Source organism: Spirosoma oryzicola (genome assembly GCF_021233055.1).
Taxonomy (GTDB): Bacteria; Bacteroidota; Bacteroidia; order Cytophagales; family Spirosomataceae; genus Spirosoma; species Spirosoma oryzicola.
On sequence record NZ_CP089538.1, the window covers coordinates 4,854,715 to 4,869,726 of the forward strand.

Annotated in this window: 11 protein-coding genes; 5 read left to right on the forward strand and 6 right to left on the reverse strand. The window is 50.2% G+C overall.

Going from position 1 to position 15,012, the window contains the following annotated elements; genetic code table 11:
* Positions 1-705: 705 nt before the first annotated feature.
* From LQ777_RS20485 to LQ777_RS20500, 4 genes are all read right to left on the reverse strand, one after another.
* Positions 706-3,987: a hypothetical protein gene (locus tag LQ777_RS20485; protein WP_232559803.1), complete on the reverse strand. Its 3,282-nt coding sequence runs from the start codon at positions 3,985-3,987 to the stop codon at positions 706-708.
* 94 nt (positions 3,988-4,081) lie between these two features.
* Positions 4,082-5,137, reverse strand: a complete 1,056-nt coding sequence (locus tag LQ777_RS20490; RefSeq protein ID WP_232559804.1) for an NAD(P)/FAD-dependent oxidoreductase — start codon at positions 5,135-5,137, stop codon at positions 4,082-4,084.
* A gap of 54 nt (positions 5,138-5,191) precedes the next feature.
* Positions 5,192-5,905 (reverse strand): (d)CMP kinase, encoded by a 714-nt coding sequence (gene cmk, locus LQ777_RS20495; protein ID WP_232559805.1) that lies wholly within the window; start codon positions 5,903-5,905, stop codon positions 5,192-5,194.
* A gap of 127 nt (positions 5,906-6,032) precedes the next feature.
* On the reverse strand, positions 6,033-6,572 hold the full coding sequence (locus LQ777_RS20500) for a GNAT family N-acetyltransferase (RefSeq protein WP_232559806.1): 540 nt from the start codon (positions 6,570-6,572) through the stop codon (positions 6,033-6,035).
* Positions 6,573-6,761: 189 nt separating this feature from the next.
* On the opposite strand from LQ777_RS20500, the gene LQ777_RS20505 reads away from it, so the two are divergent.
* The 5 genes from LQ777_RS20505 (at position 6,762) to LQ777_RS20525 (ending at position 12,369) form a co-directional block, all read left to right on the forward strand.
* The gene (locus tag LQ777_RS20505; protein ID WP_232559807.1) at positions 6,762-8,939 is read left to right on the forward strand and encodes a TonB-dependent receptor; all 2,178 of its coding nucleotides are present in this window, start codon (positions 6,762-6,764) and stop codon (positions 8,937-8,939) included.
* Between the two features lie 37 nt (positions 8,940-8,976).
* A complete protein-coding gene (locus LQ777_RS20510) occupies positions 8,977-9,630 on the forward strand; it encodes a hypothetical protein (RefSeq protein ID WP_232559808.1) in 654 nt (217 codons plus the stop codon).
* 75 nt (positions 9,631-9,705) lie between these two features.
* Entirely contained in the window at positions 9,706-11,184 is a 1,479-nt protein-coding gene (locus tag LQ777_RS20515; protein WP_232559809.1) for a histidine kinase, read from the forward strand.
* 12 nt (positions 11,185-11,196) lie between these two features.
* Positions 11,197-11,979 carry a LytR/AlgR family response regulator transcription factor gene (locus tag LQ777_RS20520; protein ID WP_232559810.1) on the forward strand — a complete coding sequence of 261 codons (783 nt, stop codon included), beginning with the start codon at positions 11,197-11,199 and terminating at the stop codon, positions 11,977-11,979.
* A gap of 54 nt (positions 11,980-12,033) precedes the next feature.
* On the forward strand, positions 12,034-12,369 hold the full coding sequence (locus LQ777_RS20525; RefSeq protein WP_232559811.1) for a translation initiation factor: 336 nt from the start codon (positions 12,034-12,036) through the stop codon (positions 12,367-12,369).
* 75 nt (positions 12,370-12,444) lie between these two features.
* Here the strand turns inward: LQ777_RS20525 and LQ777_RS20530 are convergent, their stop codons facing one another.
* Positions 12,445-13,950, reverse strand: coding sequence for a peptide MFS transporter (locus LQ777_RS20530; protein WP_232559812.1), 1,506 nt, complete (start codon positions 13,948-13,950; stop codon positions 12,445-12,447).
* A 106-nt stretch (positions 13,951-14,056) separates the two neighbouring features.
* Positions 14,057-14,959, reverse strand: a complete 903-nt coding sequence (locus LQ777_RS20535) for a Kelch repeat-containing protein (RefSeq protein ID WP_232559813.1) — start codon at positions 14,957-14,959, stop codon at positions 14,057-14,059.
* Positions 14,960-15,012 lie beyond the last annotated feature (53 nt).

Below are 15,012 nucleotides of genomic sequence, written 5' to 3' on the forward strand. Positions count from 1 at the left end.
CCGAGTTCTTACTGCTAGCGAAGCGAAGAAATAGTCTGGATAACTGACCAGATAAGATCACAGGGCAAGTTGACTGTAGCGTAGAAATTACCTTCATAAGCAACTCAATTAGAAACGGCCCCCTGCAATCAGACTTAGAGATATTTAGTTAACGTATAGCTCTTTCTATATACTGTCACAGCTAGATACTGATCGTTCAAGACACTACAGTTACTATTTTTTATTCCCCGAGTACTGCGCGAAAATTATGCCAAATGCTGGCCAAGTCGTAGCAATTCTCGACAACAGTTATCTCTTGTTGATTTTGGATGTCGTGGTTAACGCAGACCGTCCACTTGTTTTCACCATTCGTGACCATTCACTTTCGGCAACCAGGATCCGTTAGAAGGCTTCCGGAGTAGCGAAAACTATGCCAAGTCTGGGGGAAACAACACCAAAAATTAATTTACTGGATTTCATGTGTCTGAACCGAATAAGGCAGTACTTACTTAGCCAGTAAGGAGCCTTATTGAATAGACAAGAAGAGAGAGAATATGTCGAATGCACGCCTGATCAACTTTCTCACAAAGTGTGACGGGTAGCGGATCAACGAACAAATATATGTAGGAAATTACGTGTTACAAAAAATTGTTGCGAACAGACTAGTTATCCACAAAAAAAGGGCCCGTCAGGACCCTTCATTGTGGATAACTAATTGCTTACGGTTTAGAAATCGTAACCCAGTGTCAGATAAGCAATGGGTTTGCTAACAACTTTATTTTCAAGACCCCATCCATAGTCAAACTTAACGAAATAGCCGAACAGCATCGTTCGCGCGCCAGCTCCATAACCAATCAGGAACGGATTCTTGAAGTTCGTCACGACCGCTCTAAATGGAGTATTACCTCCGCCGACAACTTCTGTGTTTAAGCTGTTCTGCTGACTAAAGGGACCTTTTCCAGACCAGGCCGTACCGATATCCGTGAACGCAACCAGTTGCAGGTTCCGCAGAAAGTTCGAGGTAATATTTCCACGATATAGGTACCGAATCAATGGTAAGCGAAGCTCTACATTCAGCAGCATATGACTGGTACCAGTTAGTTTTCCTTGGCGGAACCCGCGTAGTGGCGCTGCAAAATCAAGGAAGAACACATTCCGGTAGTCGTAGGGAATTTCGGCTGGAATCGTGTTCGGAACCAGCAATGGGTTCGATGCAACCAGTTCTTTGATAGAGGAGTTAGTGCCGATCCAGTTATCCATACCCCCTAATGTACTTTGTTTAGGAGCAGGGCCACCCGATTGGCTAAAGGAGAATCGCGCAGCTAACACCAGATCCCGGTGAATTTTTTGGTAATGCCGCAGATCAAGCGACAACCGGCGGAAACTTTCTGACGATGACCGCAAACCAGCGTATTCTTCATACTTGATTTTCATCTTCGTTCCGACGGCCAGATTCATGCCATTGACTTTTGTGTTGTCAAAAACGATTTCACCCCGTACACCACCATAGTCCGATACCCGATCCGGCTCGCTGAACGACGAAACATCGATCAGCCGGGTTGTCGCATAAAACGGCGACACCGTAAACCGGGTCGTTACCGAAAGCGGATAAGACGCCGAGAGCGCCACTCGATTGTACCGGTATTTTTGGCTCAACCCGCTGTTGTCAACAAATAAGGTACTGCGATCTACGCGCGCGCCAAAGTCGATAAGGTGTTTTAGGTTGGTATACTCTGCGAACAGATCACTGTTGCGCAACGTAGTCGTGATAAACAACCCGGCGCGCAGAACATGATTTTCCAGCAAATCAGTGAGTGTGACATCCTGCGAATACCCAAATCCTTTCGCTGAAATCGGATCGATCCGCCAGTTTGAGTTCGCATCACTAACGGTGAACAGTCCCTTGTAGTTGAAAGGGCCCCGAATGGTGATGTTTTCCCGACGGCGATTACGCGGTAAAGTTGTCGTCAGCGTAGGTGCGGTGCCTCCGATCGTGCGACGTTGACGATACTCGGTCGATTTCAGCACGTCCGGATCGAACTGGTAGTTATCGGTATCTACTTCGCCCGGCTCCAGCGCCAGTCTGTTTGCGTTGACCGTTTGTTTTGCGGCTACTGTATCAGGCCGGGTAGTATCGGCACGGCTTACCTGACCCGCAGAATCTGTTTTTACAGTGTTAGAACGATTCGTTGTTGCTCTGGCGGGCTTGACCGAACCAGAGCTGATACTGCGCTGGGTTGGCGGGGCCTGAACCGTTTGCGTCAGGTTGATCTGCGAACGGAATCCTATGTATTCTTCACCATTCTTGAGGCTACTATAAACGAAACCACCGTTTGACGGATTCAAGTCATAAAACCGAATGCTTTCGGGAAAAGCCGTTACTTGCCCAACCGAACCCGATTCGGTGTCGAGCCGGTACAGGTTGCGGATACCGCTCACATCATTCAAAAAGTAAACAACTGTCTCGCTGGCAGGAATAGGCTGCGTTGCGTGCGACAATGAATCGGTCAGGCGAACCAGCGAAAAATCGCGTGCGCCCCCTTCATGCGAAAATAAGCTCAGGCGATCCGTGATAGTTTTGTATGACCCTTTGTCGACGCCGAGCGTATCCTGTTTGCGGTTCGAACTAAAGACGACCTGACGCGCTGTTCTGCCCACAAATTGCGGATACAAATCGTCATACAGATCGTTTGTTATCTGCTGGTAAGAACCCCGGTTAATGCTGTAAATAAATAAATCGTTCTGCCCCCGGCGGTCGGCGCTCAAAATTAAACTACCGCCATCGTCCGAGGCATCCATCGAAAGAACCTGAGTTAGACCGTTGATCTGCCGCTTGAATTGACGCTTGGGCTTTTTTTCAAAATCGCTGTACTGATACAGGTTTGTTTTACCTAGCTCGTCGGTGATGATAACGAGGTTGTTGCCCCGCTGCCAGGCAATCAATGGCGTACGGGTTCGAGCTTCCTGCCCATCAAGCCGGTAGCCGCCCTGAAGTACCTTCGTTCTCTTCTGATTCGTCGTATTAACAACTTCGACCTTGTACTTCCCGTCGAAAAGCGTGGTGTAGGCAAAATACTGCTTATCGGGGCTTAACTTCAAACTATTAAGTACTAACTCTTCATCCGATGACGATTTGATCTTGATTTGAAACTCGTCGGAACTGGGCCGATACGCTTGCGTTACGGCATTGGCCATTCCTGCGTAATAGTCACGCCATTCCCGCAAAAACCGGCTGTAAGGAATACCAAGCGTACTCGAAATACTGCTTTGCTCATTCCGAATGATACGGGTCAGATTCAGAATGTTCGATACATTGTCGCGACCGTATTTCTGAACGATGTAATTCCAGATCGAATGTCCAACGCGTTCGGCTTCGGCACCGGCAAGCAGCGACGGTTTTTTGATCGTGCGCGTCAACGATGCATCACGCATGTAATCGTCCAGCTCAAGGCTGTAGCCATCGGCAATGTAAGAGGCAATACCCGGCATAAACCACTCCGGGAGCGTCAACAGAAGTGAACTTTGAAGGGCGTCTTTCAGGCTACCGCCGTAGAGCATATCATACACGAAAAGCATGGAAACATCGTGTACGATCTGCCGACGAAAGCTGATCTGATCGCCAGTAAAAGCCAGCTCAATGCGTGACTTCGACAAGTTCTGTTCGCGCTTGTTCAGGCTTCCCTGCGTGTTGAGCCCAATGTTGCTCTGTGCCAACTCTGAGGGCGAATTGAACAGAAAGATCTTTACCCGGTTGTAGGGCGTATACCCAAGCAGCTCCGTGATTCGGTCAAACTCCGATTCGGCGTACTGCGCCGTCAGGTTCGCGATCTGCGTGCCATCCTGGTAATAGTAGATCTCGAAGTTGGAAGTCCGGATAATCTTCCAGTCAAAGCTCCGATATTGGATACGGTTTTTTCCAAAACGCTCCAGCGCCGGATAGTTTTGTGCCGTGGCTGCGCCCAATGCTCCCAGCCATAGCCCCATCAGCAGAATGTATTGATTTCGCATACTAATCGACAAAACGTTGGACGTTAGCTATCAGCCTTATGGCCCTAGCCTGAACGCTAAAACCTTACTCCTATACGCTAACGTTTAATGAACGCTATAATAACGAAACATAACGGCTAATATTCGCTTCCGGCTCTAATTCTTCGCCGTCTAGTAGATATCGAGCAAATTGCTCGGCCAGATAGGGTGCTAACGACACACCTTTGGTACCCATACCCCCAAAAATCCCGATGGCTGGGTGCGCCGGATGCATACCCACAAAGGGCCGACGGTCCTTGCTGGACGGGCGAATACCGGCTTGCTGGTTCACAATTTCATACGGGGTTTTCAGTACAGCCTGAACTTTCGATTCTAGAAACGACCGGCCGTCGTCGGTTGTTTGCCAATCCAGATCGTGCCAAGAATACGTGGCCCCGATCCGCAGCAATCCATTGCGAATCGGCAAGATGAAAACACCCTGGTTAACAATGCTTGTAATCGGATAGCGGTCAACCATCACCGTTAGAATCTGGCCTTTCACGGGATTATACGGAAGCCAGTCAAACAACGGGTTTTCGCGGCCCTGAACCCCATCGCAAAATATGACTTTCTTTATTTTTATGTCTTTCCACTCAACGCCTTCGTCAGTAATTTTTAAATCGCTGACGGATACATGACCTTCGTAATACTGGTTCTTCCGAATAAAGTACCCTTTAATGATTCTGGATAATTCGATTAAATCGACCCAGCCACTTTGTGTTACCTCTAAACCACCAAACGGGTTATTGATGTAGTCGGTGTACAGCGAATCGTTCGTTGCTTTCGAAGCATACGGTTGTATCTGAGGGTCAGCAACGATGGCGAGATACTCTTTTTGTTCGGCCAGGGAGCGAAAAGGTCGGTAGATCGTCTTGGGGTGGAAGAAATGAACACCGAGCTGTTCTTCGATTCCGGCGTAGAACTGGTGCAGAAAAGGAAACAGTTCGTCGGCTTTCCAGGTACGGACCAGCTTTCGCCCCGTCAGTGGATTAACAATTCCGGCAGCCACGGCCGAAGCAGCAGGCAATGTCGGGTCATCGGCCAATAACACAGAACAACCACGCTGATCGAGCGTCCAGGCCAGCGCAGAGCCAGCCACCCCCTGCCCTATCAGTAAAAAATCGGCAGTCATGTGTGTCTTGTTAGAAAGGAACTCATACTTGAGTAAGGCAAAAACCAGCGATAATTACCCGGCTATTTTCTTTGTTTTTGTGCGGTGTATTTCAGCCAGTCGCCGGTCCGCCAGTTCAATCACCCAATCGACCTGTTCCTCAATCGTCATGTGGGACGTATCGAGCAGGATAGCCTCAGGAGCTTGTACGAGTGGGCTTTCAGCGCGTGTGGTGTCGATTAGGTCGCGCTTTTCGATGTTTTTGACAATATCATCCAGGTTAACCATCTCTCCCTTGGCCAGGAGTTCCTGCTGCCGCCGTCTGGCCCGGATGTACGTTTCAGCAGTCATGAATACTTTTACCTCGGCATCGGGAAACACCTTGGTCCCAATGTCCCGGCCATCCATAACAACGCCCCGGCGACGACCCATTTTCTGCTGTTGCGCGACCATTGCCCAACGCACTTCGGGAATAGCACTTACTTCGCTAACCAGGTTGGAGATATACATCTTCCGGATTTCTTCCTCCACATTCAGCCCGTTCAGGCAGGTTTCGTTTTTGCCGACACGAGCGTTGAAATTGAAGGTAATGTGAATGCGTTCGAGAGCCGATTCAACCTCTTTCTGATTTGAAAACGACACACGCTCCTGGAGGAAAAATAAGGTAACGGCCCGGTACATAGCCCCCGTATCAATGTAGCCGTAGCCCATCCGGGCCGCTACAGCTTTAGCGGTTGTGCTTTTCCCGCAACTCGAATATCCGTCTATGGCGATTACTATCTTCGGCATGAAATTTTGGTCCGCCGAAGCGGCAAAAGTTAGGCAAAATAACCACAAATTAGAGGGATTATCAACCGATCTGACACCTTCGATTGCACCGTATCGCTATAGGCACATAGCCAGACCACAGCATTAGCTACTTGTTTAACGCTCTGAACTCCGAACGAAGCATGGCGAAAATGTGCTCATCCAGATACTGATTATTCTTTACAGCGGCTTTGCGGTGGATCGCTTCGTGCTGATAGCCAGCACCTTCCAGCACACGCATTGAACCAATATTTCCTTCCAATACGCAGGCGAAAACTCGATTGACCTGGAAATTGGAAAAGATGTATTCGGTTACAATCGGTACCGCTTCGCTCATAATACCCCGACCCCAATATTCTTCACTAAGCCAGTAGCCAATCTCAGCATTGTATCGGTAAATATCGTCTTTGACCGTAAATCCGATGTTACCCACCGCCTGTCCGTCAATTTCAATGGCCAGGTTGTTAGGCTGCTGGTAAGACTTATTGGAACGTACCCAGGAATGCGCGTCGCGGGGTGTATATGGATACGGAAAAAAATCCCGGACATTATTCCAGATACGACGGTTACTGGCATGGTGCGACAACGAATCTTCATCGCCTTCACGCCAGGGGCGAAGCCTGCCCAGCGAAAGCTTAAATGTAATCAAGGTAGTGGTCAAAGGTGCGCGGGTTTGTACGACAATAACAACGTAGTTGGGTAAATGTTAAGCCAAATTTATCCTTATCCGGCGGGATTTCACGCTACAGTTTCCCCGGTTCGTCGGAAAAAGCAAAGGGCAGGCGATTGGTCATCCTAGTTTTGAGCATCCTATCAGCCACTGAACTGACGAACGGTCATGAAAACACTATACTTCCTCGCCATACTCTTATCCGCTACCCTCAGCACGTCGGCCCAGACGATGCTGGCCGGACGGGTGACGGATCAAAAAGGTCATGCACTGCCCGGAGCCAATGTGTTTCTGCGCGGCACTTACGATGGAGCCAACACCGACAGCACCGGTAGTTTCAAATTTGCCAGTAGTCGGCAAGATACAGCCACGCTGATGGTTTCGTACATCGGCTACGAATCATACAGCAAAAAAATTACGCTCGCGGCCAACAGCCCTATTCTTGTCCGGCTCACCGAAACCGCTAATGAACTAAACACGGTGGTCATAACGGCGGGATCGTTCGAAGCTTCCGACGAGCGCCGAATGACCATGCTCAAGCCGATGGATATTGTCACAACGGCGGGCGCTGGTGCCGATATTACGGCGGCTATGAACTTACTTCCCGGCACGCAGCGCGTTGGCGAACAGACTGGCTTGTTTGTGCGGGGTGGCTCCAGCGAAGAAGCGAAAGTTGTGATCGACGGTATGATCGTACAGAATCCGTATTTCAGCTCAATGCCGGGTTTACAATCGCGGGGACGGTTTCAGCCTTTTATGTTCAAAGGGACTTCGTTCAGCACGGGTGGCTACTCCGCGCAGTATGGACAGGCGCTTTCATCGGTACTGCTGCTTAATACCGTCGACAAAACGCAGAACGAAGGATTGAGCCTGAGTCTGAACCTGGCGAATGCCGCGCTTAGCTACGATCATGCCACCGAGAAATCGTCGGTTTCGGCAACGGCGTACTACGGCAACCTCAAACCCCTTTTTGCGCTCGTTCGGCAAAACATTGACTGGACGCACGTTCCCGAATTTGCGGGCTCTTCCCTGACTTACCGGCTGCAACCCACCAAAACAGGTATGCTTAAATTCTACGGCATGTACTCCGACAGTCGGCTGGGAATGAACTTTGTTGATCCATCCAACGAAACGGGCAAAACAGCTTTCCGTCAGCAGAATCGTAATTTCTTTACGACCAGTACGTATACGGACAGTTGGGCCGATGGTCGCTGGTTGCTCCACTCCGGCCTGTCGTACAGCTACGATACCGATGCGACAACGTTTAGTGCGCAGAATTTTGGTCGTTCCAGTGAGCGACTACAAGCGCGGGCTGTGCTGACCCGATTGCTACCCGGTAACAACTCGTTTTTGTTCGGAACCGAAGGAAGCCGGGTTACGTACCAAAACGCGGTATCGGGGACCCAGTATGCCCTGCACGATAACTACGGAGCCTTGTTCGCTGAATCCCAAACCTACCTTGGTCGCAATCTGGCGGTTCAACTAGGTCTTCGGGGCGAATACTCATCCGTAATCAATCGGTTCAATCTGGCTCCTCGCCTGTCGATGGCGTACAAAACGGGTGTATACAGTCAGGTGTCGCTGGCGTACGGGCAATTCTACCAAACGCCAGACTATCGTTACCTGTACCGGAACGAAAATCTGAATTACGAACGAGCTGACCACCTAATCCTAAACTATCAGCTTATTAAGGACAAGCGTACGTTCCGCATTGAAACCTTCTACAAAAACTACGCTCAACTCGTCCGTGAGTTTACGAGCCAGCCCGGTATGCCCAACTACTACGATGCGAATCCCTACCGCTTTCCCTGGGGTCGCACCGATAACAGCGGCAATGGCTACGCCAAAGGCTTCGACGTGTTCTGGCGCGATCAGAAAAGCATACGAGGCTTGGATTACTGGGTGACGTACAGCTACGTAGACACCAAGCGGTTGTTTCAGCAATACCCGGTAGCCGCCACGCCAACCTTTATTTCCAACCACAACATCAGCCTGATTGGGAAGCGGTACTTCGACAAGATCAGCACGAGCATGGGGCTTACCTACACCATCAGCAGCGGTCGTCCGTACTACAACCCCAACAACGAGCTTTTCCTTGCCGACCGCACCCCTGTTGTGAACAACCTTAGCTTCTCGGCCAGCCACATCACCCGGATCAAAAAGAATATGGTCGTTCTGTACGCTACCGTCGATAATATCCTCAATACGCATAACGTGTACACGTATCAATACACACCCGACGCCAAAACGCGCTACGCCGTTGGTCCGCAGTCGTACCGAAGCTTCTTTGTGGGCGGTATGATCATGCTTTCGAAAAAGGCAAAAGTCAATGTCAACGAACTGTAATTCACATAAATCGATCACCTATACATCCATCTAAATCATGAAAACGCTTATCATTTCCATCGCGGTGGCCGTAGCTACCTCCGTTTCTGCTCAGGCTCAGTCAGACCAGTACAAACAGGCTATGGGTCAGGCACTAAATACCATGCAATCGCACAACGAAAAATCGTCTACCGCCGATCTTATGGCGTCGGCCAACCAGTTTGAACGCATTGCCGGGGTCGAATCGAACCAGTGGCTTCCCCGCTACTATGCCGGCCTGAATTATGTTTATCTGGGCTTTTTGGGCAAAGATGAAGCCGACAAAGACAAGTACCTCGATCAGGCCGATGTCAACCTGAAAGCAGCGGAAGCTGTCTCACCCAACAACGACGAATTGACCATTCTAAAAGCGTACATTGCCCAGGCCCGTATGGCGGTTGATCCAATGAATCGCTGGCAGCAATACGGCCCGTTATTTCAGTCAGCTTTAGCGAAAGCCAAAAGCCTCAATGTTGAAAACCCGCGCGCTTACGTGCTGGAAGGTTCATCGCTTATGTACACGCCGGAGCAGTTTGGTGGCGGCCCTGGTGCAGCATGTCCGGTGTTGAAGCAGGCCAACGAAAAATTCGCTAGTTTTAAACCGGCCAGTGAGTTCTCGCCAACGTGGGGGCAGAAACAGATGGAACCACTATTGGCGAAGTGCCCCAAATAAGACGGTATATTGTCGACATTTTCGACGTACAGTTGTGTAGCCATAAACGCCAACCACAAACGGATTAATCAGCTAATGACTCGCGAGCAACTTATCGGCACGATTGGCAAAAATGGGAAACGACTCAACATGCGAGCGTCGGACCTGTCTAATTTCGACTTCAGCGGTATCAATCTGACACAGGCTGATCTTCGTTTCTCGAACCTCACGCGAGCCAATTTTCGGGGTGCTGTACTACGACAGGCGAATCTGAGTTTTTCGGAATTGAGCGGAGCCGACTTTACGGATGCTGACCTCTACGAGGCCAATCTGAATTTCTGCGGATTGCAGGATGTAAACCTGACGGGTGCAAACGTCGAAGGGGCGACGTTCAATTTTGCCGGACGCAGCAAATACATGCCCAAACCGACAAAAGCGGAGCCAATTACGCTGACCAAAGTTCTGCAAAAGCCCGGCTGGGGTACACTCATCGGAGCACTATTAGGCGCTTTGCTGATCTACGGTTGTAACGCTATCGTCTATTTCACGCATCTGATTTCGTCGGCCAAAGATCCGTTGGTTGCGGGTTTGTACCGGTTTCTGATCATACAGAACATGGCGGATGGGATCGTCGTTTTTTTACTAACATGGTCATTGTCAAGCTGGCTGGCGCGACGAGTTCCGGCGGTCTGGCAGCGTCACCTCATCATTAGCCTATGCATTCTATGCAGCTTCTTTGTGGTAAACTTAAGCATCTATGCGCTAGTCGGCAGACCTTATCTCGTTGAACTGGCCAAACGACCGGGTGGTTACGAAAAGACCGCTTCCTGGTATGTGTACGTGATGGGTGACTTGCTGATCGCTAACTTCTTTCTGTACGTCCTTCAGCAGGGCAGGCAGCTCACCCGCAAACTGTCGGAACAGGAATTTCAGCTTCTGAATCTGGAAAAGTTGAAAACCCGCGCTGAGCTAGACGCGTTGCAGGCCAAAATCAACCCGCACTTTCTGTACAACGCGCTCAATAGCATTGCCAGTCTAGTGCACGACGATCCGGACAAGGCCGAAGAAATGACGCTGCTCCTGTCCAAACTGTTCCGCTACTCAACCGGACGCACCGGCGAATTATTTGCTACGCTGGCCGACGAACTGGAGATGGTCAAAACCTATCTGCAAGTGGAACAGGTGCGTTTCGGCAATCGGCTTACGTTCAGCGTCGAAGTAGCTGACCCGACCCTCAACGAATTAAAACTACCGCAGTTTTTGCTCCAGCCCATCGTTGAAAATGCAATCAAACACGGCATTGCCAAACGCGCCGATATGGGCCGGATCGATGTGCGCATCTACGAGAAAGAGGGCGAATTGCACTTATGCGTGCACGACAATGGCCCCGCTTTCCCGGACGATATGGACGGTGGCTACGGCCTGCGTAGTATTCAGGATAAACTTAAACTGCTTTACGGCGAAGATGCGCGGGTTGAGTTACAGAACTGGCCGCTCAAGCAGGTTCTTATTTCAATTCTTATGAGTAAAGTTCGCAGCGACCATTCTCTGGTAATTCCTGACACAGACGCTTAATTTCAAGAACCAATGACATTCCCGCTTAGAACCATACTTATTGACGATGAACAACTTGCGATCAGTCGATTACGTCGTCTGCTCACAAAATATAGTGATACGTTTGAGGTCATCGGCGATGCACCCAATGGAGCCGAAGGGCTGACGCTCGTTGAGGCCGAACGACCCGATGTTATTTTTCTGGACATCGAAATGCCCCTGCTTAACGGCTTCGAAATGCTATCGCGCTTGACAGCCATGCCGCTGGTGATTTTTGCGACTGCTTTCGATCAATACGCTATTCGAGCTTTCGAAGAGAACTCGGTCGATTACCTGTTGAAGCCGATTGAGGCAGACCGGTTAGCCCGTACAGCGCAGAAAATCCGAACACTCGTCGAGCGGAACGATTCGTCGCAGTTGGGCAGTAATCCCATGACGGACAACATGTTGCGACTTTTAGCCCAGATGCAGCCGAAGAAAGAAATCTATTCCATCTCAGTGAAGACGGGTGAAAAGATCCGACTAATTCCCCTATCAGATATTGCTTATTTCGAAGCCGAGGATAAGTACGTTTTCCTGGCCACAACGGACGGTCAAAAATTCCTGACAACGTATACGCTGACAACACTCAACGAAAAGCTGCCCGACACATTCGTGCGCGTTAGTCGATCCGTGATGGTCAACCGGCATAAAGTTACCGAAGTTCACAAGCACTTCGACGGCAAATTTTTGCTCGCCATCAACGATAAAAAAGGCACAAAACTGACCACCGGTAGTACGTACGGGGAAGCCGTACGGCAAATGCTCGAACTATAATCGGAACAAACAAGGCAATGGGAAAACTGTACTTTTGCAATAAACAGCGCAGTTATGAGCAAGAAAAACCGAACCGGAATTGTTTACTCAACCAATCCCGATTTTGCCTACCAACCCGACCAGGAATCCGAAACCGAAACCTTAGCTCCGGCTCAGCAAAACCTGAAAATCTGGCTGGTGAAGTTAGGCGGCAATAAAGTGGTAACGACCGTGCGCGGCTTCGTTGGAACCGAATCGGACCTGGGTGACTTAGGCAAAAAACTGAAAGCCGCTTGTGGCGCAGGTGGCTCAACGAAAGACGATGAAATCCTGATTCAGGGCGATCACCGCGATAAGGTACTGGCGTGGCTCTCTGACAAGGGTTACAAAGCCAAAAAAGCAGGCGGGTAAAAAACGAATGCCACTACTCTCGGTAGTGGCATTCGTCGTTCAGGAACCGTTCTGTTTGAAGACAGACATCAGCGTTTAGTCAATACCACCCATCCATTTTTTCAGCGGTTTTACAAAGAGTAGTAGCAGTACCCCAAAGCCTAAACTGAAATAAGCGACACTTTGAAACAGCTGTGGCATCTGCTGCACATTCTTCTCATCGAATCCACCGGCAAACAGCCCCGCAATCAGATTGCCCAATGACGAACCCACGAACCAGAGTCCCATCAGCTGACTGGTGTAGCGTTTGGGAGATAGCTTAGAAAACGAACTCAATCCCACCGGGCTCAGGAATAACTCGGCGAGCGTGAAAAAGAAGTAAGTAAGCGACAGATAGAGGGGTGATGTACGCTCACCGGTCAGCGCAATCTTCGCAGCAACGACCATGACGATATACGCTATCCCTAACAGAATCAAACTCGTAGCCATTTTAGCCGGTACGGGGTAACTAATTTTGCGGTTCGCCAGAAAGACCCATAAACCCGCCAGAACAGGCGAAAAAAGGAGAATAAAGGCTGGATTCAGGTTCTGGAACCAGCTCGACGGCATTTCCCAGCCGAATAGATTCAGCTCTGTGTAACGATCGGCAAAAATTTGCAGCGATGACCCTTGTTGTTCATTACCCGCCCAGTAGGCAGCCGCAGCGATGAAAAAAACAAAAAGCACCGTTACGCGCTTTTTCTCGACCGTATCCAGTCCGCCCGCAATTAAAATATACAGGAAATAGCCGACGGCAATCAACGAAATAATCGCTCCCATCGCCTGCGCCAACCCTTGGGCCGTAGTCATGTCCAACACCCCGGTCAATTGCAAGGTCGCTAATATGGCTACCACCACAACCAGAAACAGCAATAGGGAACGGTTTCCGCTCGATGACTGTCCTTGGGCTGCGGCTACCGGAGCGACAAAATTGCCATGATCACCGAGGTATCGTGGCCCAAAGGTGCGGAAAGTAATGATACCGAGTGCCATCGCAATGGCTGCCGCGCCAAAACCGTAATGCCAGCCAACCTTTTGCCCCAGATAACCCACCACCGAGATACCAAGCAGCGACCCGGTGTTGATGCCCATGTAAAAAATCGAGAAAGCCGCGTCTTTGCGTGCTCCCCCTTCGGGATACAACTCACCCACGATGCTACTGATATTAGGTTTCAGCATTCCGGTGCCGATGGCGACGGTCGATAAACCCAGATAGAATAAACTCGGCCCGGACGGAATGGCAAGAATGATGTGACCAAGCATGATGACCATACCACCGTAGAAGATCGACTTCCGTTGCCCTAGTATGTTGTCGGCAAGCCAGCCACCGGGCAGCGAAAGCAGGTATACCGAGGCCGTATAAATGCCATAAATAGCCGCTCCATCGGCTTCGGTTAAGCCCATACCGCCCCGAACGTTATCGATCAGAAACAGTAGTAAGATGGCTCGCATTCCATAGTAACTGAAACGCTCCCACATCTCGGTAAAAAACAAAACGAAAAGGCCCATCGGGTGGCCAAATAGCGTGGCTTGCTTGATAGGCTTTTCAGCAGTAATTTCCATAGCGTAAGGTTAATAACTTAGTTTGCCGAAGAATATGCTTCTAACAACGAAAAAATAGCTGTAAATATACTTTCAGCAACCGGAATCAGCAAGACTGCTCTTTGGGTTAGGGTGTGAACGCCCATAGATCATCATAGCTGGCCCGACCGTATACACCTGTCGTGACGTAGCCTTTTGAGCCAACGCTGAACCCAACTGCTTTTTGCCGGGCGGTTCCTTCGAAGGATGATTTGTTGGTCCAGGAATCGGTAGTTGGGTCATACCCCCATAGATCATAGTCGCCGGAGCGCTGACTACAGGCTCCCGTCACAAAATAGCCAATGTTGTTGATCGCGAAGCCGACGGCATACGAACGCGCGATGGATGTTTCAGCGAAGTTTTTGCGCTCTTTCCACAGGTTTTTAGCCGGGTCATACGCCCAAAAATCCGGTTGATTTATCCCGGCGGCATTGCCAGTACCAACGTAAGCCGTCTCATTAATCACAAAAGCAGCCGCACCGACTCGTCCCCGTCCGCCAAAATCAGCCGCCCGCGTCCAGGTGTCCGCTGTCGGATCGTACCCCCATAGATCACGCTGTTCGTTACCGTCCGTACCCGTCCCGACGAACCCTGTTTGACCAATGGCGAAGGCTACCGCCGACCGTCGGGCGGAACCGCCAAAATCCGCCACCTGCGTCCAGGCATTGGCGGCAGGATCAAATTGATAAAAATCACGCAGCAGCTTGCCACTGGCTCCGTCGATACCCGTACCAACGTACCCTTTGTTGCTAACGGCAAAACCCACAGCTTCGCTACGCGCTTTACCGGGAAAATCAGCGACCTGAGTCCATTGATTCGTGTCTGTATCGTACTGCCAAAAGTCGGCAAGAGCCCCTCTTTCTATCGTTAGCCCAGTCCCGACATACGCTTTATTATCGATTGTGAATGTTACCGCAGCGCTGCGAGCTGGCCCTTGTAGCGATGCTTTTGTATGCCAGCCCCCCGGTAACGTGACGGTTTCGGGGCTCATACAATTGTTCAGCAGAAGGCACAGGCAAACTCCCACTACCCCCAGTCGACGCT

Bases quoted from the DNA above. Each gene is read 5' to 3' on its own strand.
- LQ777_RS20485 (WP_232559803.1), bottom strand. From the start codon at position 3,987: ATGCGAAATCAATACATTCTGCTGATGGGGCTATGGCTGGGAGCATTG.
- LQ777_RS20490 (WP_232559804.1), bottom strand. From the start codon at position 5,137: ATGACTGCCGATTTTTTACTGATAGGGCAGGGGGTGGCTGGCTCTGCG.
- cmk (WP_232559805.1), bottom strand. From the start codon at position 5,905: ATGCCGAAGATAGTAATCGCCATAGACGGATATTCGAGTTGCGGGAAA.
- LQ777_RS20505 (WP_232559807.1), top strand. From the start codon at position 6,762: ATGAAAACACTATACTTCCTCGCCATACTCTTATCCGCTACCCTCAGC.
- LQ777_RS20510 (WP_232559808.1), top strand. From the start codon at position 8,977: ATGAAAACGCTTATCATTTCCATCGCGGTGGCCGTAGCTACCTCCGTT.
- LQ777_RS20515 (WP_232559809.1), top strand. From the start codon at position 9,706: ATGACTCGCGAGCAACTTATCGGCACGATTGGCAAAAATGGGAAACGA.
- LQ777_RS20520 (WP_232559810.1), top strand. From the start codon at position 11,197: ATGACATTCCCGCTTAGAACCATACTTATTGACGATGAACAACTTGCG.
- LQ777_RS20525 (WP_232559811.1), top strand. From the start codon at position 12,034: ATGAGCAAGAAAAACCGAACCGGAATTGTTTACTCAACCAATCCCGAT.
- LQ777_RS20530 (WP_232559812.1), bottom strand. From the start codon at position 13,950: ATGGAAATTACTGCTGAAAAGCCTATCAAGCAAGCCACGCTATTTGGC.
- LQ777_RS20535 (WP_232559813.1), bottom strand. From the start codon at position 14,959: ATGAGCCCCGAAACCGTCACGTTACCGGGGGGCTGGCATACAAAAGCA.